Here is a 22528-nt window from a genome sequence, read left to right as displayed (position 1 = left end):
TTCATTTCCCCAATACTTTTCTTTGTATGCAACAAATTCATCATAGTTCTCCATGTGTAGAACACTGAAATCAGGAACAAATAATCTAATTTTTTCTTGTGTAATAATTCATCTAACTCCTCTACCTTCATGATGAAATATTCATTCTATTGACTGTTTAATTTCCCATTCAACTTCCCAAAATGATCGCATTTTTCTTACAAGATTAAGGTTTATTGCTTTACCTTCTCTTTCATATTCGTTTGCAAGTTGCTTAATTTTATTGTTAATAAATATGTTTTTATTTGACTTACCGGTCATTCACTTCACCTCTGTTTGCCACCATATCATTATTTATGATACTTAAAAACTAGTTTCCAATAAACAATTACTGAGATTAGGATAATGAATAAAATAAATTGAACCAATTAATCACTCCTTAATTCCTTATCAAAGGATCATTTGATTAAGAAACTTCAGCTCTTGCGATAATCTCTTGAAGTTCTGTTTCTGAATCTGCATAACCGAAAACAGTAAATCCTGCTTCTATGTAACTTGAAACATCGTCTTGATTGCAAATTACAATATCGTTTGCGTCAGTCATTACGTATCTAGTCTGATTAATATCTGGTTCTTTGTAGTTTGCATATAGAGAAATTTTGCTTTTTAATTGATTATCAAGAACAACCGCTTTAATTAATTTGTTGCGTAATTTCATTCCTCCATCTCCCTTTATGAAAATATAGTTTCATCGAATTACACTGCTACAATGTCAATCTTCTTCTTATGTATGATTACAATATCTCCATCCTCTTCGCACATCTGCTTAAACATCAGCATTTGATCTTCTTTGGGAAACGAATATGTATTCAACACAAGCTTTCCTAATACCTTTTCAAACACCGTTACTTTGTACATTGATTATCACCTCGAATTATTTGTTAATGAAATTATACCACAACATTATTACTTTGTATATATTTATTTTAATAATGTTTATATTACAAGCGCCATTCCAGCAAAGGAACGGCGCTTTTCATCTTACTTAATTCTAACTACTTCCACAGCATCATCCATATCTTCTACATGCATGTAATACTTAGAACCCTCTTTATAGATAATTACCTCTGGTCTGTAGGAATATGAATAGTCATAGTTATAATCGACTTGTTTCCAAATTTGGCCGTTAGTCAACTCATAGAGGTTGCCTTCATCATAGCCATCAAAATCATCCTCGATCTGAGATTCTATCACATCGTATCCAGGTACAACAGGTTGAGGAATTACGGGTTCAGGCATCGCTTTGTTAATTTTCTTGTTTAACGTTAAATTGTTGACGAATACATCAACAAATCCCTCTGAGAAAGGAGCAACTTCATACGGATCAAATCTAATTACTATACCGTTCGCATAGAAGTAAAAATTAGAGTTTACATTTAGAGGAACTTCATAAATATTCTCTTCGAAAATTGCCCTTCCTTTTTTGGATTTTGCCAAAAGATCATTCGTAACAGCATTGAACAAGTTATACACCTTATCTTCTGTATTAACTATGTCTCCCAGCTTAATTCGCTTTCCTGTATTTAAGTCATAATTATATGTGGTGCTAAAATACAGGCCGTGTACACCCCCTGTGTAACTGGAGTCAATATGCACAATGGATATCTTCCCATTATCATTGTACATCGTTTTTACAGTCGTTTTATAATAATAATTTTTACTATCTTTCTTGTTCTCAGAATTCAATCTTGCTGCATTCACCGCATGGGTTTTCAACGTCTTATTTATCTTAGTTGTTATCGCTTTATTTCCACCGCTGATTTGAATATATTGTTGCCCCTTATAATTATGTACAGCTGTCTTAACCTTAGTTGCTGCTTCCACAGAATTAAGTGGAACACACAAACTAGCAATCAAAATGGAAATCAAACTAACTAAAATTAAACTCTTCCTCATGTACTCGCCTCCAAAGTATTTGGTCAACAGGTACATTATACCATCTTTTTAGTTAATTGATTTTAGACAAAAAAAATAAAAAGGGAAACAAGTTCTCTTTTTATTGATTGAGGCCCTATTCTTTTTTGGCTAAAACATCATTACACATATCAACACAATCATTACAGATTGCTACATTTGGCCCAAGGATCAACTCTTTGACTTCACTCTGTTTTGCTGTACAAAAAGAGCAGTAAAGTTCTTTGCCAGGATAGAATAAGAACTTAAGTTCATCATATCTCTTAGCCTTCTCGACTATCTCATGAAGTGTTTTAGTAGGAAGATCCACAATTCATCCTCTTTTCATAAATAATGAGACTGTCATTGAAACTTTATGTTCAGTAACTCTTCAAACTCATAAATGCAATTTTTTCTTATATTGCTGAATTTAGAAATCTCTCTAAGAGATAAAGCCCTGATTTCTGATTCATACTTTATATTGTTTGTCTTGAGTACGTTATAAGTTCTTACGCTAAGCCCTAGTTCCTCGATTGTTTTCATTATGTACTCCTGTCGGAACATGATAATTCAATCCTATCATAACCCCCTTCCTTGATAACTACTTTTAAATTCATTAATTTTCTTAATTGAATCCATATACATGTTCATATACTTTGGGCTTACTCCGAGCGATCCTAATAGTGCTGCCATATCATGTTGCTGACTATTATCTTTGAGATTTAGATTCAGTTCTCTAAATAACTCTTCATAATCATTATTCATTATGTTTTACCTCCTCATGAAATAACTGATTTATTGAAATCTTGTGCGATTACTCATTAACCTGTCTTTAATTTCATCATACTTGAAATCAACATTTAACATCCCTGCAATAGCCCTCTCTACACTCACGACTTTTCTTAAATCATCTGTACTAAATGCGTCTCTTAGTAATTCATTCTTTTCTATACCATACATATCTTTAAGTGATTTGGCGTCTGTATCCCAAAGAACTTTATAAACTAAATTCGTGAAGTTAGCATATTTAAATTTGTCGTCCATGCTTGAAGTAGCAATATAGAACTCTTGAATTGAATCTGTTAACAGCCTACGTTCACGCTTCGAAATTTCGCGTTCAACAGCCCATTGTCTAACTTCGTCTGGTGCTAGTTCTTCAACATTCAGCAGATAGTTACGGATTGATTTAGCTACTTCTGATTGAGTAAGAAGCATCCCAATTCGCAACAAACCACGACGAGTAATAAGGGTTAAGCTTCTTGTGTTAGAGCTGATAATTTCGCTTCCGTCAGGCTGACGGTCACGAAACTCTTTAAGAGTTTTCCCTTTTAATAGCCTTACTTCTCCATATTCATTAAATTCTTCACGATTTCTCCTAATAATAGACTCAACTGCATCTCCACCAACTTCATAATAAGAAGCAGCCATTTGAATTGTCAGTTCTGTTGAATGGGGAATTAGTGGAACAATTTTCACTTTATCCATGACGGTGTCTTTGAACACATACTCATCGCGCATCGTTCTGCTTTCAATTAAAATCAATTCATTTCCGCTGAACTCCATAGAAACCTGTTTTGTCATTTTTTATTCTCCTTATATTAATATTTATTTTAGATAAAATCCTGTTTTTATCGCACTTCCTGATACTGCGCTAGGCAGAGTTCATAAACTTCTGTGAGTGAATTTACTGTTAAGTCAATCTTAATAATGATTGGGTTTGTTGTTTTGAATAATGGCTTGTTGTTTGCCATTACTACAGCGCATTTATGCGAAGAGTTATACAATTTGGCATTAGTAAACGTAGGTGTAAACGTGAGTTTATTCCTGATTATATTTTTTACATAGCCTTTTTCTGTTTTGATAACATATATGTTCATATAATTCATCCCTTCAATTGTTATAAAATCGTTGTTTTATCATTTCTTCCTTGTAGACAACAGCAGATTATATGTAATGGTCAAATATACAAAAATCAATCCTGTTAATATGCCTACAAACTTCCATTTAATATCTAAGGGCGAAAAAGCAAATCCAAACGCTACAAGTCCGTATAAAACAATCACAATAGACATTAACTTATTCATTATTCAGGCTCCTTAAAAACATGATCATAATGTCCTTTAACTTTTTCTAAATGTAAGTATGAATAAATCTCAGCAATGATGTCTTTCAGTTCTTTCTTTTGGCGTAAAACGTAATTCCGGTATAACTCCTCATTTAACAAGTCTTCACGAACCAGGCCAGATAGCATTTCAATTTTCGCAGTAATATCTGCAATTTCATTACCCATAGCTTTTACTTTATTTCTAGCGTAACCAGTAAAATGTAACTCTTTTTCTATTAGTTCCAATTGTTCTCTATCCATTTTTAAACTCTCCTTATTATGTATTATTTTTATCCTAATACTGATCTAATAATAAAATATCCCCATGAACCAATACACAACGAATAAAGAATCACGTTCTCAAAAGTTAGGTGTTTTTTTATTTTCACTTGTATCCTCCTCCCTGATCTAATTTGACGCTGCTGTTATATGAATTTGTAATAACTATTTCTGCCTCGCTGTTATATGAAAAAATCGAGCAATAAAAATGCTTGGCTGTTATATGAGATTTTCAAATTCAAATCATGATGAAAGTAACCTTTCATTTAGAAAAAATTGTATCGTGTGGGCTTGCTGTGGCCGAATTTTTCGCTGCTCTATCCCCTGATCGCTGCTATGGGTTCTAGATCGTCATACGGATGGGATTCTTTCCATCGTCTCATAAAGTCTGCCTCGTTGCTAATGTACGGTACAACCTCATACTTACGATGTGGTGCAGGACTCCAAGACTTAATACCATGTGTTAGATACTGCTTTCCGTTTGTATCCTGCATCAACGCGCCCTCCCAATGTTCAGTTTTGATCCAGTTAATTAGTTTATATTGCATGTTGTCACCTCCACTTGAGATTAAGTATTTTATAATCATTGTTGCTTGTATCATGCGAATAGTTGATTTCGAATGATTTGTTTTTAAATGTCTTATTCAGCCACTTCAAAGACTCTTTACTATACTTCTTGTCGCTGATGTAGATTACCCATTGTCCACCGTCCTGTTCAGGCTTAGAGAGCCCATAATACACTTTAGCGTTATGATCATAGATAACTTCTTGTATGCTTGAGATGGCTGTTTGAATTGGCTGATCGGGCTTTGAAGCTTGAACGTGATTGACGTTAGTTGATAGTAGGAGAATGATAGCCAGTGTAAGAACTTTAATAATTTTATCCATGTTATTTACACCTCATTATTTTTATTTAATTTCCTAGTTCAATACATGAGAAACATTTCTTACTGTCTGCTATTGCTTGACCCTTATCGTTGACCGTGTATGTAATTGCTGATAGCTGATTACAAGTGTAACACTTCCCATAACCCTCAATTTGGGTTTGCTGCTGAGCTAGATGGTCTTCAGTGTGATAGGCAAGTCCCATATGTATTTACCTCCTTTATGAAATAAGCATTTCATCATAATGAGGAGAAAGTCTTTTGCATGGTATTCTCTCTCCTCATTCTATTCATTTAGGACGCAGTTCTATAAGGCAATACCAACGCTGTGTTATTTACCATGAACGGTGAAACGGCTCCTGTAAGTTTTAACACGACTTCCGGACTATCGGCCTTTTGAACAGCTTCTAATATGTATTCTAGATTTGCGTTTATTGCAATATCCTCCCCTGTTATAGTAGTGTCTAATTCTGTGACAAGAGAATTCTTCTCAGCTTCACCAAAAAGCAAAACCTTGCCGTTGATGATATTTAATTTTACAAGTTTTGTCTTTGACGTAGCTACATCTTTCATTATCTTCAATTCTTCAATAAATTCGGTTTTATTTAGTTTGATTTCTGTCGTAAAGTTCTGAGGAATAATCCTGTCTACGTTTGGATAAGTACCCTCCATCAATCGTACTTCCATTTCAACATTATCGAATAACACTTGCATATATCTTCCTTCTTTATCTACAGTGAAAACAAAATAATCTTTATACGTCTTATCTGTAAAGGTAGGTATTAGGTTTATAGCATAAGCAGGTATAACCATGTCTTCAGCGTAATTATTGACTTCAATCGTATTTAAGGCCATTCTATGACGATCTGTAGAAACAACGTTATTCCCTCTTATTAAAACTCCTTGAAGTACTGGAGTAGCTTCTGAAGTGCTGCAAGCATACGTTACATCCAATAAGTTTTTTATGTTGGTGTTATTAAGTTTGAATGCTTCTCTATTGTAAGTATGATTCGGTTTTCTGGGATACGCCGAAACATCTAAACTTTCATAGTTGACTTTTCTTTTTCCACTAACAATTGATTCTTCTGTAATACACATTTGATAATCAGTTAATTTAGAAATCAATTTTACTGTTTCACGCGGCAGGATGGCCGAACCTGGTTCTAATATTTCAAAATCCTTTAGTTTAACACAAATTGTTAGTGACACGTCCGTTGATGTAAGGACCACATTTTCTTTAACTACTTCAAATTTAATGCTGTCTAAAATCTTTAAAGATGGATTTTTAGGTGCAACTTTTAAAAGGTTTTTAAATGCTGTTTGTACTTCTTTTGTATTAACGATAATTTTCATTTCATATTACCACCTTAAAATGTATTTTTACTTAATTAGGAGGAAACAAGAATTTGATTAAGAATTTATTTTATAAATAGCAATCTCAATATAATTTTTATCGTCTAATTTAGGCATTACTAATGCACTCAAACTATCTGTTTTATTTACGGCAGTTACAAAATGCATAATATCTGAAGCACTATTGGTTGACTTCAATGTAATAATTAATTCATCTTTCATTATTTAGAATGAAATCACTCTTTTATCGAATTACCATTGTTCAATAGATAGTACCTCGTAAACCATATCTTCATGGTCATCGACTGGTTTCTCGTTAACTCTTATCATTCCATCTCGAATATCTATGGTGCAATTTTCGGTTAGTATTTGATGGCTTTCAACTTCAAAACTCAATCCAGTTTCCTTTAATGCTTTTTCAATTGATTTCAACACTTTCTTCATTTGCTTTCAGCTCCCTATAAAATGAGTATTTGATTGGCTCCGCTCTCAGTTATACTTTGACTTCAAAACTCCTTGAACCTGTTTTAGATATTCTGTATATTGTTTCGCCGTTTGAAATAACATGAACATACTTTACAGCCCCATATATTACATTGCAGAAGGCTTCCCTGTTGTAAATTTCTTTAGTTCTATGTATTGCATTCCGAACGATGTCCTTTTTATATACTTCTGAACTCAATTCTTCTTTGAGGACTGCCCCTGATTCCTTAGTAATTTTTATATAGACCATTTCTAACCGCCTCCTGTGTATTAACTTTATAATTCAATTATACACAAGAGGCTATCATAGTCAATAATTTGTATATATTTATTTTATTGATTTAGTGATTAATATGAACAATTGGATTAACTCCAACAGTGTTCAGAGCATCAATCATAAACTGTTTATCAAACGATCTATATTTAGACTGTTTAACTGTTACGTGTTCGTCTTCCTTGATTGTGTCATTCGTTAGCTTATCGGTATCAATATTCAACCAACCGTCAAAGACCATCAGTGATTCATTAGGGAGTATCATGTTGTAATAGGAAGATCTCTTTCTCTTTGGCTTGTGAACAATCTTAAGAGATTCTTTATACTGAGCGTATGGTTTCACCTCCAGACGGTCAATAACTGTGTTCATAACCACAGGCCAACCAAAGTCATTGAACTTTATGATGGTTACTTTACGACCTTCTGTGAGCTGCTCAACTGCTTCTGTGAACTCGCTGGATTGTGTAACAGTATAACCATACTCACGAAGGAACGAAGCCATTACCGTGTACCCGTCATCCTCTGCAAACTTGATGAGCTCATCTGTTAGCTCGATCCCCTCAGTTTTCAGTTCTTTATGAAAGTCTTGTTTTACCTGGAGTTGTTCGCCTTGGTTCATGTGATGATACGCAACATAACGAACTGCTGTGATGCATTCAGCCAACATATCAGAAAGATGATCAATCTTTTGAATCGTGTTCATTTCGTTAAAGTTCATCATTTTATAAAACTCCTTTGTATGTATAATTATAATATATATTGTTTATTTTTATTTTATTAAATCAATGAATAACTATAACTTATAACTTCCCAGTTTGAGGACTGATACTTGTTTACTTGATCTTCGATTGATAAATTATGTTTGTCTTGAAAGGTAACAGTTTCCCTTACGCCAGTATTTAAACACTGGAACTGATATTTTGCCTTCATGATTTCAACTCCCTTGTTTTGTTGTTCTTCTTATCTAATATTATACGCTCGAAATAGATAATTGTAAAGTGTTTGTTTATATTTGCCTATAAAGATTTTGTATTTTCCTTATTGTCAAGGTACAATACAAACCGTTTCGCATCGTCTAGTTTGCTTGTTGTCTTAAGGTTTGTATCGATTTCTTTCCCGTTCTTAAATACCCGATAACATCCCCATGTTTTGGCAATGGTAAAACCGTTATAGTTGTATGTTCTAACCTTCTGTTTGAGTCCCATATAGTCAATCTGTTTAGTTTCTGTGGAAAATTCTGCATTTCCCTCTAGGTTGTTTGTAACGCTGTTTAAATCTGCTTCATAGGCTCTTTGTTCCTCTCTCCCAATCTCATTTTTAAATTTATTTAAACGCTGCTCATAGTCTTTCATCAACTCTGCTGACTTATTAAGCATGTTTGCATATTGTTCTTGTTTTTTATTGTAACGTCTTACGTTAATACCGCCTCTTCCAGTGACAGCCCATGAAGGGTTGTTGGCGCGATGATTCAGTATTTTAAGATACATTTCATAATAACGCTTCTTAAATGATTGAAGATACTTTTTAACGTTATACTGAATCCGCTCATTATCGGTCAATGTTAGCACCTCTAATGCTTCGCTTTGAATCTGTTCAAATGTAACCCTGCAATCCCTTTTATAATCAACTTGGAACATAGAAGCACTATGCAGACGGTTCTGCAACTCATCAGATACCGTGTATTGATCTAAATCATTAATCTCGATTTCAGGAAAAGTTATAGGCTCATTGATTTCTTCTTTGGTGTCTGGAGTGGCTTCAAATCCATTTACATTTAAGCTATTAGCAATGGCTAAAGTCTTCTCAGACTGTTTAGCGTACCAGAACCCGCGCTTCGACCATCTGAAACCGTTAGCCTTGAGTTGATCACGGATTTCAACAGATGGAATATCGGAAAAGTATAATTCAATCCCATTCATTTCATCATTGAGTTTAACCGTAACGGCATTTTCATTTTGTTCAGATCGAGTTTCCATAGCTACAGGCTCATTAATTTCAGTTTGTGCTTCTTGTTGCTCCTCTTCCTTATTGTCCTCTGTTGTTTGTACTTTCTCATACTCTGCAATGTACTTCATGCTGTTTGTTGCTTTCATATCTTCAGCCATTTCAATAACAAAGTTCAAAACTTCTTCATTAACTTTATAATATTTAGCAGTGCTGACTACATTATCGGCCATATGAGGGTATGCACGATGTTTCTTCAATTCAAGATACCAGATCTTTTTATCATTGAAGTAATCGACCAAATCAAAAGCGCTAACCTCAGCAACTTCTAAACCAGATCCACAAGTAACCATCTCTTGAAAGTACTCATCATAATAAGAAACAGAAGTTTGTTTTTTGATGTAGCTCTCAGCTCCTCGTTTAGTCTTGGAGAAGCGCTCAATCTGATTAGATGCTGGAGACCAAACAACAAACACCTTATCACGAAAAGTATTTTCGGCTGCTTCTTTGGCATAAGATACGTTTGTATTGATAAGATTTAATACTGTTTGATTTGTCATTTGGATAACCACCTTTAAATATGTATTGTTTTATTCCTTACTTAAATTATAGCAAAACGCAATCAATTTGTATAGTCCTTTGTATATATTTATTTTATTATTTTTTGTTTATCTTTTAATGAAAAATACCATCTCATTTCAGACGGTATTTTTAGAACTACTATTTATAATCTTCTTCTCTAATTGTACCAGCGTTATTCTTAATCCATTTCTTTGCGGCCGCTAAAGTTTTAAATGATTCTGACTGCCCTTTGAAATTGTCAATTGCTTTTGAATTCCATCCTATCGGTTCAATGTCCCATATGTGTTTAGATTCCCCGTTATAGATGACAAATCCCATATATTCATAAACGCCATCAAATTTATTGTTTTGCATTGCTATCATCTCCTGGTCTAATCTATTTTTTATTATATATTGCCTCATACTTGATAGAACCAAAAATATTTTGCTTTTGAATTAATGTAAATGTTCCGTTCGGATCTCCAAACTTCTCATCTTTAATTAATGTAAATTCAGGACTGAAAGGTGTTTTAATCACTTTGCCCTGATAATTAATCTTCATGTAATTAATTGTACCTTTTCCTATATCGCTAATCGATAACGTTTCTTCCTTCACATTTTGAAATGTTCCAAAGTGAAGGCCTACCATACCAAGGATAATCAGGATACCAATAATAATCATTGTCTTTTTCATTTTATTCACTCCAATTATGTATTTTAGTTTATAGTGCTAGGAAACCCTAGCACATAGTTAGTTCGTTTCCATTCTGATCAAATACCCTATAACCTGCAGCGGACAATTCAAGGATTTCAGCCATTTGTTTCATGACTCCACCTTTTTTCTTTTTGACTTTACCGTCAATTGCTACTTCATAACCCTTGAGACTCGTTTTCATGATCACTTTTTTCATCTCAACCACTCCATTTTCTTGTTTATTTTTACTTAATGAACAAAGCACCATACACATATTGGTTCTTTAATTGTTGCTTACGTTGCCATTGACTCTTCATTACTGCAAGTTTGGATTGACTCATATGTTCTCACCTCGTTCATTAACTTTATATATCTTATTATACTTATTTCTAAACTTAAGTCAAGCATTAACTTTACTTTTGAGCAAACAATTTATGAAAATAACCGCTATACAAGCGGCTATACAATGTAATATTTATCTCCTCGTTTATCTATTTTTCTAAATCTGAACAACTTATCAACGGGTTCATTTACTGATTTGGAGATCTTAATCATGGTTTGTGCATCTAAGTTGCCATCAGATAGGATCTGGTTAACCCGTTGTTTAGTTACGTTTAACATATTTCCAAGCTGTTCCTGGGTTATTCCCTTACTTTTAATTATCTCTTTAGCAGCATTCTCAAACCCTTCATTCCGAAAAGTAGCAAGTTGCTGATCAATGTATTTACTTGCTTGAGGACTTAGAAAAACTTCTCCACATTGACTACATTTAATCGCTGGGATATTCTCAATTACAAGGATTTTGCCATTCTCCTCATGTTCCATTGTATCCATAATATCCGATAAATTTTTAGATCCACATTCTACACATTTAGTTGGTGATTTGCTCATTTCTAACTCTCCTTTTTGATGTAATGAACTTGCGGTGATTGATCACCGCCTATCCATTACCGTTATAATTATGATTGCTTGTTCTTCGTCAAACTTTAAAGCCAGCCTGTGATTATGTACACCGCCCTCTATCTTGTAGGAAGTTATACCGTCTTCATTTTCGGTATCCGTTCTTAAAACCCGTTTCGGATTAGTCAGTATATCCTTGATGTCAGAGGTCGTTATGTTTCGCTCGTTCATGCGTTCCCTTGCATGCTTCCTTAGATAGTAACTGTCTTCCTCACCTAACTTTTTGATTAAGGATAATACTTCATCGTTATTCATATGGTATCACCTCACTTTGTATAAGTCAAGTATACACTTTACTTTAGATGATGTCAATATATTATAATGATTTGTTTATTTTTATTTTATAATCTTCTAAGAACTTTTTAAATGCTGATTCAGCCTTGCAATGCTTTATAAATGATTCATACTGTTCTATCTGTTGTTTAATTCGTTCATTCTCTTTTTCTGTTTCAGTTGCTTTCTTTAAACGTGAATCATTAACCATAAATTCAATCTGTCCAGATGTTCCATTTTCTATGATCGTTTCCCCTTTGTATCGTATCTCTGTCCATAGTTGCAAGTTGTGATACCCTAACTGTTGATATAGGTTAAAACGCTCCAAGGCAGATTGAAGGTTGTTAAACTCATATTTGTGTATATTCGAATAATACCTAGTATCCTGTTCAGGATCGGCCATAGTTGTTTCAAGCGTATATACTAATTCTAGATGTTTACCTATTCCAAACTTAGATACACCGTCTTTATATGTTGCATATGGCTGTTTAAATGGCTTGATTTCTGTTTCTGTTGGAGTTCCGAATAGTTGGAGATCCATTTTTAATGAGCCATTCTGAGAGGCCGTAGGATGAGTTACAACCTCGATATACTCTGGATCAAAGTCCGATTCATTGCAATAATTGACGGCTTCTTCATAGGTAGGAAAAGAACGATTATAAGCTGTATATGTATTGTTGTTAGCTTGTTGCTCTGGTTGTTCTTCTGCCGTAGATTGCTCTTCTTTGGTCTCCTCTTCAGTTTTAGCATGACGTTCTTCAGCTTCTCTAAGAACTCTTTTCTCTTCTTGTTTGGCCGCTTTCTTTGCATTCTCAACCATTCTAGTATCCCAGGACAGACGCTCATCAATTTTAAACAGTGCGTTCAATAATGGCTTGAAACCCTTGTATTCTTTTCTTTCATCAAAGTTGTGGGTTAACTTGATGTAACCGTACTTGCTGTAGAAGTTATATCTTGCCACTTCTTCACGTCCTGCATAGTCACCGTCAACTTCAGCTGTAAAAATAACAATCCATGGCTGAGACCCATTCTCGATCCAGATTCTTTCCATTTGTTTAGTTCTCATTTTGTATCGCTCCCTTTTGATTTATTGTATAAGTCAATTATACGCTTTACTTTTAGATATGTCAATGTTTATTAATAATTTGTTTATAGTTACTTTATAACTAGTACAAAACAAATAACCGCGTAAACTACACGGTTAAGGGTTTAATGATGCAGATGGTCGCCCTCGACCAGATGCGTGAGATAAGAAAAGGAACGCTTTAGCGTGACGTTCGTTCGAGGCTCTTTGAGTGCTGCAAGCACTCCATATAGGTGATGTGAATATATACTCTAATTTATGTATAAATTATTTCTACTCTTTTATTAAGACCTTTGTTCAAAATTGCTTATAAAATATAGCTTATTTTTAGGTTTTGGAATATAAAATATTCCAATGTATACATTTTTGTTTATATTTATTCATTTAACCATTGTTTTAGTAGTTCTCTCATTCTCTTTGATGGAATATAAATATATATTTCTTTATCATCTCTAATAGCACTTCTCCAGATCCATTGTAAGAGTTCACTTGTTGCCCATGCGTCTTGATTGATGTTTATTCCTCTATCCCTAAAGAAACCTTCAATGATTGGGTTTAAATATCTGTTTACTGTATAAGCTAAATATATTCTATCTCTGTATTGATTCGTTGCTCTAATATTAGAAGGAATAAAAGAACGTTGATATCCTGGTGCGCTTATCTTGCTTTGATAATCTTTAAATGTTGTCCATATGATTTGATTAGACTTTGCTTTCATCTTATGTTTGAAGTAATTTGATACATTGTTCTTTAGTCTGGTAAGTGATTGGTTCCTCTTCTCATACCATGATTTGGATAGTGTATAATCACCATTACCTATATCATTTAACGTGCCATCATAAATATGTATTTTGGTTTGAAGATCATTGCGTATTTCCTTATCATTATTTGTTCCCTTTGATAGTTCATAACTATTCCCATTTTTATTTACTGTCCAATATTCATACTCAACCTGATGAAGATCATAATAATATTTCTGAATCTGTCCATGGAATTGGTAAGTTAATATATAGACATCTTTAAATGATTTGAATATAGAATGAGGAAATGACCAGATAAGTATTGTGTCACGGTAATAGATAAGGTTCCTGTTTAGTGCCATGTTCTTTATATCATTAAATTTACCATCATACTCTAAAGCCTTTGGGTTATCTATATTCCAGCATACATAACCTTCATCATCAATGTATAAAAGTTGATTATCAAACAATAAATCTTTATCTGATTTCTTAATGGGTAAATGCTCAACAATGTCCATAACTTCATCTAGGATTAATATATAGTTGCCCGATTGAATGAGTTCCTTTGTTTCCTCGTTAGATTGCCTAAAGAGTGCGTGAGTTGATACAATGTTGTGACCATTAGCTAATAGCTCATGAAATGAATCCTGTTTCTTTGTAAAGTTACCATATGAATCATAATTCTTTGGATCGATAAAACGCTTATGAGGAGATGACTGTTTAATACGTTCAACCTCTTCTAGGTATGGTGTAATGAATATGTATTTATGTTTCATGTCTTTGTTGATCATTTCAATTGCTGCAGATGTCTTACCAGATCCCATAATGGAATCAACTATTTTTATTTTCATTAAATTCCTCCTTATTAAACACCAACCATATGAACAAACACCACAGCAGATCATAGGAGAGCAAAAAGGGATCTTTATAATCCCTTTTTGCTCATTAAAAATTCTAGTAATTCAACTTGTGTTAACTCTTTAATGGTTCCGTTCGCTACATATGTATTAATGTCTTTGAGAGATGATTTCCAGGTACAACCTTTTGAAAACTCGCTGCATCCATAAAACTTGCCATACTTTCCCCTACGTTCTACAATGCCGCCATTTTTGCATTCTGGGCATAAACACTGATTAAGATTGATCATTTTTTATACCTCCATCTTGTTCGAATCGTTACACTCATTATAACACGTTTATTACATTATGTATATATTTATTTTTATAAAAAACGTGAGTTGTTATTTTTATTTATTTGTTAATCGGCCATTTTTACTTCGGACAGCGGAAACGCCTTAGCGTTTCAGATGGCTCGTCTTGTAAGTAGCCGCTGGTTTTGCGGCTTTGCAAGACGAATAGTGCGAAGCACAATTTTTTGTTAATGGAAATCAGTAAAAAACCATTATAAACAAAGGGAATTCTTTAAAAAAGTTGGCTAAAACACCCTTATTATATATATTTATATTATTCGGCGATTCTAGCCAACTTTTAATACTCTAATGTGCATTTTTCCCTTTATTTAATTGGATATTTTCAATGTCTTCCTTTATGTTTTTTGCATTTTGATCAATCAATGTTTTTACCAACTTTTTATTATTCTTTATATATGTAAGCTGAGATCTGTAATTATTCTCTTTTCCTTTTTTAGCCTTATCATGTCTGATCTTGCCATTCTCAATTAGTTTAGATTTTATATTGTTATTTACGTTTAAAAATCTACTCATTCTCTCTTCATCTGTAAGTATATAGTTATCAACTTCTTGTATATCTTGTAACGCGTTTAATGCATGTTCTTCGTTAAAAATTATCTTGTAAGAATGATAGTAAAAGTAAATATTGTGGTTGTCAAAAGCAATGGCTTGTACTTTGCTTTTAAAGGTATCCCACAACCCCCTTTTAACAACCTCCTGTTTATCATGACATTTCAATTCGTCCATTACATCGCGTTCTGCTGCTAGAATAATCTGAACTTCTTCCTTCGTTGCTTCTCTATGCGTCATCCGTATGTTTGAGTTGACACCAAAAGTGTAAACCCTGTTTCCATATTCATCTAGTTTGTATGAATCCTTTACCGCCTTGATCTTTCCCGAATCATTTAGGGCGACGTTGGCATCAATGATGCATACAGTCATAGCATAAGACCAGAACACTAATGACTTTTGTTTTAATCTGTTTAAGGCATTATCTACACTTCTCGTTAGTGAGTCCCTGGATAGATCGTAGAACTCATATATCTCCTTTTCGCTTATGTCAGTATGTATACTTAATTTGGGGATGTGCTTACGTGCATAATTGTAGTTTTCATGTGTCATGTTGAGTAAAAGGAATAAAGAACTTTTAGGCAAGAATGATTGACCGTTCCAATCCTGCATGAGTAGATCAAGTATTAACTCTTCAATATCGCTTATATATCCGTATCTGCTGAGTTTGTGTCTAGGTTTCTTATACACTTTATCAATGAAAAACTTATGACCTATCCTAGTATATGCAAAATATATTAACCAGTCTTCTAATTGTTTTTGTTTAGCTGCACCCGTTTTAATAGGTTCATTTATAAATTTGCATATTTCCTTGTAATTCTTGAATGTTAAACCTTTCTTTAGTTTGGATGTGTCGATGTTGATTCCTCCTTTATGTATGTGATGATGTCAATGTGTATATGGAAATGGATATACACTGTTTTATTGTAACATAATTTATTTAGTATGTATATTTTTATTTTATTTATGAATTGTGAGTGGGTAATACATGATCAGGTGATAGTGTATACCGTGAATGAGCGTGTGTAGGTTGATTGTATATACACTTAGGCGTATATATGGATGCATATGAGAACAGAGTATAATAGTATCAGGAGATTGGAATATAATAGAGTTGAACATAGTAATGATCGATAGTAATAAATAAACCAGATACAAGATGAGTAAAAGTTAGTGTATTAGTTATATAGTACAGTATATAAGTCTTGCAGAAAAGTCGGCCTGTTACTATACGATTCTAAGGGACAAAAAAACGTCCCACAGGAGGGAAAAGGAATTCCCCTTTTGAAATCGCACAAAAAGTAACAATTTTTTACAGAAATTTTTCGCTCAAAATTTTGACCATCCCAGCAGCTGATCCCGTCCCAACTGACACATAATATATCTTATATACCAGATAGGAGGGTATAGGGGGGGTAGAAAAAAGTATAAAAAGTGGTCAAATTACCAAAAATTTCGGCAGCACTTCCATCTACACACTCAACTTATTTATTTGCTCTCCCTCCTCTTTTACATATCTTATTTCCGTCACTTTTCCCTATTTTCACCTAAAATTGAATCGTAAACGCAATCGTAACACACTCGTTTTCTCCTTATTTTATATACGCTTTTTACCATCACTTTTTTACGTAATCCCCTCATTTTTATCAATTTTGCCTCCAAAATAGCCATTTTTCCCTTATTTTATATAGGTTTATACGATAAAAACGTATCCGATCACCTATTTCGAGCACTTTTTCACCTCATTTTGATCAATTTTCCCTTATTTTATATGCACTTTTACAATTGATCTGTTAATCGTCCCCCTTTCCCCTGGTTTCCTGGGCAGAAACTTTTGTTAAATGTTTCCCTCAGTATTGATAAATTGTGGTAAGATAAGATCAATAATGCAGATTAGGATTTTTGGCATATCATTTACTTTAGGGGGTCGTTTTTTGCGTACTATACTTCCTCTGATACTTGTTGCTGCAGGTGTTATTTTAGGATTGAATGAGAATTCAATGTTTTATCTTCTCTCTGTAGTCGGATTGGTTTGGTATATCAGTGTATACAATGCCGACAAGAAAAGGGAGTCTGAACAACAGCAAGAAATCTCCAATAAGCAGTATGAAATCAGCAGTTACACACCGTCACAACAATTCTCAGCATACGGCAAAGCAATTTCCATTGATGAAAAGTCAAATAAATTGGCCATTTCTGACCTGAACAATAACTATACATTCAACTTTTCAGATATCATTGAATCAGAGATCATTGAAGATGACTCAACCATAACCAAGACATCACGTACATCTCAAATTGGAGGAGCATTGGTTGGTGGTGCATTAGCTGGAGGTGTAGGGGCTGTAGTTGGAGGATTGTCTGGTTCCAAAACAAGCGAAAAAGCGGTCAATAAGATAACCCTAAAGATTGTGGTTAACAACTTACAGACTCCAAACTTCTATATTGACTTCCTGAACAGTGCTAATCCGCTCAACAACAGTGATTCACGTTTGATTGAAGCAAGAGACAAGGCTAATCACTGGCACAGTTTGCTAAGCGTAATTATCAAAAGACAAACAGCATAAACAACAAAAGAACCTCTTTTACCAGGAGGTTCTTTTAACATTATCCTCAAACATCCATTTTGAGTTCCAATTCATTGATAATTAATAATGAATTTCAGACACATCTATCCTCGGACGACCAAACACCTTAACTAAACCATATGCATCAAAAATCATGTAAATTAATCATGATTTCAGACCAACTTTAACATCATACCAAAACAACTAAGATTATCACCTAATTCAAACCATATTCCAACAATTTATAACAGTTATCCTATACCCTATCCCTCAACATCAAATCTAAGCTTCAAATTGTAAATAATTTATCAGTAAATCAGAAGACAACTCCCCTTCAAGGTACAAATACCCTCCCTTAAAATTACAACTTCAAAATTCATAATAAATTATCATCAAATTTAACCATTCCTCATCCTCAACAATTTAACCATTCCTCCACCCCAAACAAGCAATGGCAAATCAGGGGGCAAAAGTTTTCCGGCCCCCTATTAAATACTGATTTTATATGTTTATTATTTATATATTTTTAACTCTTTATATACGTGCAAAAATTACCACTTATAACTTGCATATTTTGCACTTCAGTCTGGTAATTCTTGCACCCTAAGTGGTAATTTTTGCACTTAGGAATTTCAATGCCTGAAATCGGGGGTTTCAAAGGCAACAAAAAAGAGACTAAAGTAAATTCTCTAGTCTCACATCATAGTGATTATTCCACCTGTTCCAGTTTACCTCTCCCACTTCATCATATTCGGGTAAGGGGTCATGTTGCGTCACTTTTAACAATCTTGATTTCACCAATTTTTTATTATACTCGATAATACTTCTGTTCGATAATTTTGTTTCAGACTTAATTGTCTCTTGGGATGGGTAGCAGTATCGTCTAATACTATCTTTTCTGTTGATGTAGCTCTCATAATAAAACATTAGTCTTATTCCTGGATATCCAATTTCATTTATGTATTTAAATATTGAAGCTGGCAAGCGAGTAAAGTTGTTTTTCAGATTAAACCTGGATGTATTAATAATAACAGAACTCGTGGAGCGCCTGTTTAATTCGACCTGATCACAAATATATTCTAGTTTCCTGAGTCTGTCGAATGAACCCTTGAGTGTTCTGTTGTCGCTAATATTTAGCACTTCCTTAAACTTTGTAGCGTCTATATTTACTTGACCGTTAGAGCCAGAAGTAAACATTAGAAACAACAGTCTGGAGAACACGCAAAAATCAATACTCAACAAATTCCCATCACGCACAATCTTATTGGGAACATGCACAAACAACGGGCTACTCATTTATATTCACACCTTGTTTTAGCAGTTCACACAAATGTGTGTTTCTCCTCTTGCTTTCCACTTTACGGATAGCAAAATTAATCGTTTCTGCTTGACTCAATAAGATTGCCTTCTTCTTACCCCTAGTTAGCATTGTGTATAGCATGTTTGCAGTAACCTGAAATTTATGTGATCGGTCAACAATACTCAGTACTGCAGGAGCGCTATCCCCTTGTGCCTTATGTCCTGTTCTGCACCAGGCTGCTAATAACTGACCAGCATTACTAAAATCAAATCTGAATGGTCCAGTATCGAACTCAATAATAATCCCTTTCATTTCAGATTCCAATAAATCTTCATCATTGCTCTTCTTGTCATCCTCAAATTTTATATTGACTACTGTTCCAGAATCTCCATTAACAATATCAACTTCCTTATTCTCAATGTTTATTTTTCTATACATATTTACGGTGTTTAAAACATAATCCCCAACTCGCACAATATTTTCTTTGTCTTTTCCATATGTATATTCAAGCTTTTCGTCACTCTCTGGATTTACTATACTCTGTATATATTTATTTATTTGAACTGTTCCAAGCTTGTTCTTCTTTGTTGGAGATAAAACCATAATTTCTTGCGGAGTGAATTCGCTAAGTAGGTAATTGTAATAATGTTTGTACCCCTTCTCCATATCTGGCTGCTGAACACAGTGTATAAGCAGATCCTTACCAAAAAGTTTCTTTCCTTGAAAATTATCCGGTAGAAAATATTCTCCTTTACGGATTTTGGTTGCTATATCAAGGAGACCGCCTTCCTCTTGCCTAAAAACAATATCAAGTTTTGTAATTGGCAATACTCCACTTTGAATCGCATCATGAAGGAAGTTGCCTGCTGCTATTGACAAAAATTGGAAGTCATCGCCCACAAATAGTATTCTTGCTTTTGGATTCTTTATCTTAGATAACAGTGTAGAAAGGATAAATACATCGGTCATTCCTGACTCATCAATAATTACAAAATCTTCGGTGATCACATAATTTTCTTGTTCTTCTTTTGGGGCTCCGTAACCTATCTTTCTATGTATTGTAATAGCATCAAAGTTCGTGTATGTTTTTGTTACTTTGGCAGCTTGAGCAGATGGTGATAGTAGTACATAAGACAATTTCAGTTCATTCAATAATTCAATTAAGAATTTCTGCAACTGAGTTTTCCCACTGCCAGCATATCCTACAAGCAATCCAACTTTATGTTTCTGAATCATTCTAAAGAAATCTTTCTGTTGGTGTGTTAGTCCTTTCTTTAGAATATCCTTGTGTTCACTTTCTATTTCGCTAATGATCTCCTCGGGATTAAATCCTAACATTTCGTTGGGGCTTTCTAAGTGCATCTTAATAAGAGTACTTGCAATGTATCTTTCGGCATTATAGGTTTTTTGAAGAGACACCTTATCATCAATAAATATCAGTTCTTCTGTAATATCTAATGTTTCTTCAATCAACGATTGGTTAACCTCAAGTATTTCGATTGCCCTTCCTATCAATTCATCCCGATAAATAAAAGTATGTCCTTGCTGTTCGTTATCTTCAATGGTGTATCGGATTCCATACTTTAATCTCTCAACGTCATCTAGTTGTACACCCATTGCCCTGGCAATCTTGTCTGCTTTTTTAAATCCATATCCACTGAGTTGAGTTAAAACATAAGGGCATTCATCGAGCTTCTGACTTGCCAATTGCATTGATCCAAAGATGTTTTTTAGTTTAACAAGTGTATCATAGTTAATTCCGAATCGAGCATACTTGCCCAACATATCTTTAAACTCTAAGTTTTGTTCAATCCGTTCTTTAATTCTCTTAACAGTTTTTTCACCAAAGTGCTTCACTTTTTTATGATCTAACTTATCTTCAAGAATTAGTTTTATAACATCTTCATCAGGATAAGCCTTGTAAAGTTCAGTAAGTTGAGTCTCCGTCATCATGGTCGATAGAAAATCTCGTTGTCCGTCTATGGTTTCCGGAATTTCTTGATAAGGATGTGTCACCACATTATATGTAGCACCGAACCTTGGATCGACTTTATCAAGTGTTATTTCTGCCGAGTATTCAGTTCCTAACTCTAGTCGCTGCATTACCCCTTTGATTGAAAAGCAATCGTAACTGTTTAACATCACATCCTCATGTTTAGCTATACATGAATAGATTCTAAAGTCATTTCTATTTGCAGCTTCCGTCTTGGGGTACAGCATCTTGACGGGGGTCAATTTTAGTTTAATAATATCCAATTACACATCTCCTTTTGATTTAATGATCTCTTGTGCTTCTTTCTGCATATTTAAAACTGCACCTGCTCCCTGGTTCATAATTAGTGATATCAATTCTTCCTTGCTTAATTCATGAAATACAGAGTCATCAACCTCCTGTCCCACTCGTAAACTCAAGCTTTGACTATAATCTTTGGTCTTATGTCTGTAGTATTTATTAGTGGTATTAATGTTGCTGTGGTTTAGGTGATCTTTTACCTCCTCCAAAGTTCCATAACTCGCCGCTACATTTCTAAAGCTATGGAAGACAATGTTTCGTTCCACTGGAATATTCATTTCTTCTTTTAAGGAATCCATCATGCATTGAATTGTTGTAGTGCTTAGATGAAATATTTTATTATCTTTATATTTCTTGTAATAGGGTTGATCTTTAATCAAGAGCAGTTCATTGTACAAAGAAGCAGAAATTGGTACAGTATGTTTCTTGCCGCCTTTACCTATTGTATTTATCAAATAAAAAGCATCATTCGGATTCTTCGTAATATTTGACCATTCAAGATCAAGCAAGGAACTTTTGCGTAAGCTTGTTGTGTACGCAAGTCGTATTAATGCGGACTTCTCATGGCCTTTGCGCTGCTTTCGAACCAGATCAGCCATCATTTCAGCTTCGTGATGATAAAGAGCTCCAGCGCCCTCAGAATCGTCTGGTAAGACATCAACTTTGACATGCTTAGAGTTTACATCATAACCATTAATCTCTAAGAATTCATATAGACTTTGAATTGCGGCCATAGCAGCGTTAATTGTTGTGTTTGAATAATTTGCGGTATGTTTTCTTAAAAAAGTTTGATACTTAATTACATCAGCATTCCTAACATGAAGATCACCCCTGTCCAACATTTCTAAAGTTTTTCCATTTGCAAACCACATAAAGAAATTCCTTAGATGTCGTTCATAATTAAGCTGCGTATTAGTACTCTGGAACTTATCAATGAAAATACGAATATCTTCATATACAGATCCTGTACGCAAACCAACAACTGCATTCTTAATTGCGCTCATACGTTTAACTCCTTTCAATATAATTGTTGATTCTATTTTA

Annotated in this window: 28 protein-coding genes; 1 reads left to right on the top strand and 27 read right to left on the bottom strand. The window is 34.0% G+C overall.

The features are described from left to right. Positions 1–141 precede the first annotated feature (141 nt). The 25 genes from AC0VZ8_RS13450 to AC0VZ8_RS13330 all read right to left on the bottom strand — a co-directional run bounded on the left by AC0VZ8_RS13450 (position 142) and on the right by AC0VZ8_RS13330 (position 16014). Complete coding sequence (locus tag AC0VZ8_RS13450; RefSeq protein ID WP_475487168.1) at positions 142–300, bottom strand: hypothetical protein; 159 nt, start codon at positions 298–300, stop codon at positions 142–144. Between the two features lie 145 nt (positions 301–445). Next, positions 446–697: a hypothetical protein gene (locus AC0VZ8_RS13445; protein ID WP_475487167.1), complete on the bottom strand. Its 252-nt coding sequence runs from the start codon at positions 695–697 to the stop codon at positions 446–448. Between the two features lie 38 nt (positions 698–735). Next, positions 736–897 carry a hypothetical protein gene (locus AC0VZ8_RS13440; RefSeq protein WP_475487166.1) on the bottom strand — a complete coding sequence of 54 codons (162 nt, stop codon included), beginning with the start codon at positions 895–897 and terminating at the stop codon, positions 736–738. Positions 898–1020: 123 nt separating this feature from the next. Next, the gene (locus tag AC0VZ8_RS13435; RefSeq protein WP_475487165.1) at positions 1021–1935 is read right to left on the bottom strand and encodes a DUF3298 and DUF4163 domain-containing protein; all 915 of its coding nucleotides are present in this window, start codon (positions 1933–1935) and stop codon (positions 1021–1023) included. Between the two features lie 115 nt (positions 1936–2050). Continuing rightward, a complete protein-coding gene (locus AC0VZ8_RS13430; RefSeq protein ID WP_475487164.1) occupies positions 2051–2263 on the bottom strand; it encodes a ClpX C4-type zinc finger protein in 213 nt (70 codons plus the stop codon). Positions 2264–2295: 32 nt separating this feature from the next. Beyond that, a complete protein-coding gene (locus AC0VZ8_RS13425) occupies positions 2296–2475 on the bottom strand; it encodes a DNA-directed RNA polymerase subunit alpha C-terminal domain-containing protein (protein ID WP_475487163.1) in 180 nt (59 codons plus the stop codon). Positions 2476–2511: 36 nt separating this feature from the next. Next, entirely contained in the window at positions 2512–2697 is a 186-nt protein-coding gene (locus tag AC0VZ8_RS13420) for a hypothetical protein (protein WP_475487162.1), read from the bottom strand. 30 nt (positions 2698–2727) lie between these two features. After that, on the bottom strand, positions 2728–3513 hold the full coding sequence (locus tag AC0VZ8_RS13415; RefSeq protein WP_475487161.1) for a hypothetical protein: 786 nt from the start codon (positions 3511–3513) through the stop codon (positions 2728–2730). A 335-nt stretch (positions 3514–3848) separates the two neighbouring features. Continuing rightward, the gene (locus AC0VZ8_RS13410; protein WP_475487160.1) at positions 3849–4016 is read right to left on the bottom strand and encodes a hypothetical protein; all 168 of its coding nucleotides are present in this window, start codon (positions 4014–4016) and stop codon (positions 3849–3851) included. Further along, positions 4016–4297, bottom strand: a complete 282-nt coding sequence (locus AC0VZ8_RS13405) for a hypothetical protein (protein WP_475487159.1) — start codon at positions 4295–4297, stop codon at positions 4016–4018. Before AC0VZ8_RS13405 ends, AC0VZ8_RS13410 begins: the two co-directional genes overlap by 1 nt. Positions 4298–4867: 570 nt before the next feature. Beyond that, entirely contained in the window at positions 4868–5203 is a 336-nt protein-coding gene (locus AC0VZ8_RS13400) for a hypothetical protein (protein WP_475487158.1), read from the bottom strand. A gap of 290 nt (positions 5204–5493) precedes the next feature. Next, positions 5494–6552: a DNA polymerase III subunit beta gene (gene dnaN / locus AC0VZ8_RS13395; RefSeq protein WP_475487157.1), complete on the bottom strand. Its 1059-nt coding sequence runs from the start codon at positions 6550–6552 to the stop codon at positions 5494–5496. A gap of 252 nt (positions 6553–6804) precedes the next feature. Beyond that, positions 6805–6996: a hypothetical protein gene (locus AC0VZ8_RS13390; RefSeq protein WP_475487156.1), complete on the bottom strand. Its 192-nt coding sequence runs from the start codon at positions 6994–6996 to the stop codon at positions 6805–6807. Positions 6997–7045: 49 nt separating this feature from the next. Further along, positions 7046–7285 carry a hypothetical protein gene (locus tag AC0VZ8_RS13385; protein ID WP_475487155.1) on the bottom strand — a complete coding sequence of 80 codons (240 nt, stop codon included), beginning with the start codon at positions 7283–7285 and terminating at the stop codon, positions 7046–7048. A gap of 91 nt (positions 7286–7376) precedes the next feature. Next, positions 7377–8030 carry a hypothetical protein gene (locus tag AC0VZ8_RS13380; RefSeq protein ID WP_475487154.1) on the bottom strand — a complete coding sequence of 218 codons (654 nt, stop codon included), beginning with the start codon at positions 8028–8030 and terminating at the stop codon, positions 7377–7379. A gap of 295 nt (positions 8031–8325) precedes the next feature. Next, complete coding sequence (locus AC0VZ8_RS13375) at positions 8326–9813, bottom strand: hypothetical protein (RefSeq protein ID WP_475487153.1); 1488 nt, start codon at positions 9811–9813, stop codon at positions 8326–8328. 160 nt (positions 9814–9973) lie between these two features. Next, a complete protein-coding gene (locus AC0VZ8_RS13370) occupies positions 9974–10189 on the bottom strand; it encodes a hypothetical protein (protein ID WP_475487152.1) in 216 nt (71 codons plus the stop codon). A 22-nt stretch (positions 10190–10211) separates the two neighbouring features. Further along, positions 10212–10508, bottom strand: a complete 297-nt coding sequence (locus tag AC0VZ8_RS13365) for a hypothetical protein (protein WP_475487151.1) — start codon at positions 10506–10508, stop codon at positions 10212–10214. 46 nt (positions 10509–10554) lie between these two features. Beyond that, positions 10555–10725: a hypothetical protein gene (locus AC0VZ8_RS13360; RefSeq protein WP_475487150.1), complete on the bottom strand. Its 171-nt coding sequence runs from the start codon at positions 10723–10725 to the stop codon at positions 10555–10557. 242 nt (positions 10726–10967) lie between these two features. Next, positions 10968–11399 carry a YgiT-type zinc finger protein gene (locus AC0VZ8_RS13355; RefSeq protein ID WP_475487149.1) on the bottom strand — a complete coding sequence of 144 codons (432 nt, stop codon included), beginning with the start codon at positions 11397–11399 and terminating at the stop codon, positions 10968–10970. Between the two features lie 42 nt (positions 11400–11441). Beyond that, positions 11442–11723 (bottom strand): DUF4258 domain-containing protein, encoded by a 282-nt coding sequence (locus tag AC0VZ8_RS13350; RefSeq protein WP_475487148.1) that lies wholly within the window; start codon positions 11721–11723, stop codon positions 11442–11444. Between the two features lie 61 nt (positions 11724–11784). Then, on the bottom strand, positions 11785–12807 hold the full coding sequence (locus AC0VZ8_RS13345) for a hypothetical protein (RefSeq protein ID WP_475487147.1): 1023 nt from the start codon (positions 12805–12807) through the stop codon (positions 11785–11787). Positions 12808–13201: 394 nt separating this feature from the next. Continuing rightward, positions 13202–14416 (bottom strand): hypothetical protein, encoded by a 1215-nt coding sequence (locus tag AC0VZ8_RS13340; protein WP_475487146.1) that lies wholly within the window; start codon positions 14414–14416, stop codon positions 13202–13204. A gap of 74 nt (positions 14417–14490) precedes the next feature. After that, entirely contained in the window at positions 14491–14712 is a 222-nt protein-coding gene (locus tag AC0VZ8_RS13335) for a topoisomerase DNA-binding C4 zinc finger domain-containing protein (RefSeq protein ID WP_475487145.1), read from the bottom strand. 348 nt (positions 14713–15060) lie between these two features. Further along, positions 15061–16014 carry a hypothetical protein gene (locus tag AC0VZ8_RS13330; protein ID WP_475487144.1) on the bottom strand — a complete coding sequence of 318 codons (954 nt, stop codon included), beginning with the start codon at positions 16012–16014 and terminating at the stop codon, positions 15061–15063. A 1244-nt stretch (positions 16015–17258) separates the two neighbouring features. Here AC0VZ8_RS13330 and AC0VZ8_RS13325 point away from each other — a divergent pair. After that, the gene (locus AC0VZ8_RS13325) at positions 17259–17891 is read left to right on the top strand and encodes a hypothetical protein (protein ID WP_475487143.1); all 633 of its coding nucleotides are present in this window, start codon (positions 17259–17261) and stop codon (positions 17889–17891) included. 1288 nt (positions 17892–19179) lie between these two features. Here AC0VZ8_RS13325 and AC0VZ8_RS13320 read toward each other — a convergent pair. Both AC0VZ8_RS13320 and AC0VZ8_RS13315 read right to left on the bottom strand, forming a co-directional pair. Further along, a complete protein-coding gene (locus tag AC0VZ8_RS13320) occupies positions 19180–21447 on the bottom strand; it encodes an AAA family ATPase (protein ID WP_475487142.1) in 2268 nt (755 codons plus the stop codon). Then, positions 21448–22488 carry a tyrosine-type recombinase/integrase gene (locus AC0VZ8_RS13315; RefSeq protein ID WP_475487141.1) on the bottom strand — a complete coding sequence of 347 codons (1041 nt, stop codon included), beginning with the start codon at positions 22486–22488 and terminating at the stop codon, positions 21448–21450. Between the last annotated feature and the right edge of the window lie 40 nt (positions 22489–22528).

It is taken from the genome of Paenibacillus sp. QJM3NY_38 (assembly GCF_056173265.1).
Note: the sequence above shows the minus strand (reverse complement) of the source record. Positions and strands in the feature narration are given on the sequence as shown.

What these genes read in the sequence shown, in the direction of transcription:
- AC0VZ8_RS13450 (WP_475487168.1), bottom strand. Translation starts at nt 300, where the DNA reads ATGACCGGTAAGTCAAATAAAAACATATTTATTAACAATAAAATTAAG.
- AC0VZ8_RS13445 (WP_475487167.1), bottom strand. Translation starts at nt 697, where the DNA reads ATGAAATTACGCAACAAATTAATTAAAGCGGTTGTTCTTGATAATCAA.
- AC0VZ8_RS13440 (WP_475487166.1), bottom strand. Translation starts at nt 897, where the DNA reads ATGTACAAAGTAACGGTGTTTGAAAAGGTATTAGGAAAGCTTGTGTTG.
- AC0VZ8_RS13435 (WP_475487165.1), bottom strand. Translation starts at nt 1,935, where the DNA reads ATGAGGAAGAGTTTAATTTTAGTTAGTTTGATTTCCATTTTGATTGCT.
- AC0VZ8_RS13425 (WP_475487163.1), bottom strand. Translation starts at nt 2,475, where the DNA reads ATGAAAACAATCGAGGAACTAGGGCTTAGCGTAAGAACTTATAACGTA.
- AC0VZ8_RS13420 (WP_475487162.1), bottom strand. Translation starts at nt 2,697, where the DNA reads ATGAATAATGATTATGAAGAGTTATTTAGAGAACTGAATCTAAATCTC.
- AC0VZ8_RS13415 (WP_475487161.1), bottom strand. Translation starts at nt 3,513, where the DNA reads ATGACAAAACAGGTTTCTATGGAGTTCAGCGGAAATGAATTGATTTTA.
- AC0VZ8_RS13410 (WP_475487160.1), bottom strand. Translation starts at nt 4,016, where the DNA reads ATGAATAAGTTAATGTCTATTGTGATTGTTTTATACGGACTTGTAGCG.
- AC0VZ8_RS13405 (WP_475487159.1), bottom strand. Translation starts at nt 4,297, where the DNA reads ATGGATAGAGAACAATTGGAACTAATAGAAAAAGAGTTACATTTTACT.
- AC0VZ8_RS13400 (WP_475487158.1), bottom strand. Translation starts at nt 5,203, where the DNA reads ATGGATAAAATTATTAAAGTTCTTACACTGGCTATCATTCTCCTACTA.
- dnaN (WP_475487157.1), bottom strand. Translation starts at nt 6,552, where the DNA reads ATGAAAATTATCGTTAATACAAAAGAAGTACAAACAGCATTTAAAAAC.
- AC0VZ8_RS13390 (WP_475487156.1), bottom strand. Translation starts at nt 6,996, where the DNA reads ATGAAGAAAGTGTTGAAATCAATTGAAAAAGCATTAAAGGAAACTGGA.
- AC0VZ8_RS13385 (WP_475487155.1), bottom strand. Translation starts at nt 7,285, where the DNA reads ATGGTCTATATAAAAATTACTAAGGAATCAGGGGCAGTCCTCAAAGAA.
- AC0VZ8_RS13380 (WP_475487154.1), bottom strand. Translation starts at nt 8,030, where the DNA reads ATGATGAACTTTAACGAAATGAACACGATTCAAAAGATTGATCATCTT.
- AC0VZ8_RS13375 (WP_475487153.1), bottom strand. Translation starts at nt 9,813, where the DNA reads ATGACAAATCAAACAGTATTAAATCTTATCAATACAAACGTATCTTAT.
- AC0VZ8_RS13370 (WP_475487152.1), bottom strand. Translation starts at nt 10,189, where the DNA reads ATGCAAAACAATAAATTTGATGGCGTTTATGAATATATGGGATTTGTC.
- AC0VZ8_RS13365 (WP_475487151.1), bottom strand. Translation starts at nt 10,508, where the DNA reads ATGAAAAAGACAATGATTATTATTGGTATCCTGATTATCCTTGGTATG.
- AC0VZ8_RS13360 (WP_475487150.1), bottom strand. Translation starts at nt 10,725, where the DNA reads ATGAAAAAAGTGATCATGAAAACGAGTCTCAAGGGTTATGAAGTAGCA.
- AC0VZ8_RS13355 (WP_475487149.1), bottom strand. Translation starts at nt 11,399, where the DNA reads ATGAGCAAATCACCAACTAAATGTGTAGAATGTGGATCTAAAAATTTA.
- AC0VZ8_RS13350 (WP_475487148.1), bottom strand. Translation starts at nt 11,723, where the DNA reads ATGAATAACGATGAAGTATTATCCTTAATCAAAAAGTTAGGTGAGGAA.
- AC0VZ8_RS13345 (WP_475487147.1), bottom strand. Translation starts at nt 12,807, where the DNA reads ATGAGAACTAAACAAATGGAAAGAATCTGGATCGAGAATGGGTCTCAG.
- AC0VZ8_RS13340 (WP_475487146.1), bottom strand. Translation starts at nt 14,416, where the DNA reads ATGAAAATAAAAATAGTTGATTCCATTATGGGATCTGGTAAGACATCT.
- AC0VZ8_RS13335 (WP_475487145.1), bottom strand. Translation starts at nt 14,712, where the DNA reads ATGATCAATCTTAATCAGTGTTTATGCCCAGAATGCAAAAATGGCGGC.
- AC0VZ8_RS13315 (WP_475487141.1), bottom strand. Translation starts at nt 22,488, where the DNA reads ATGAGCGCAATTAAGAATGCAGTTGTTGGTTTGCGTACAGGATCTGTA.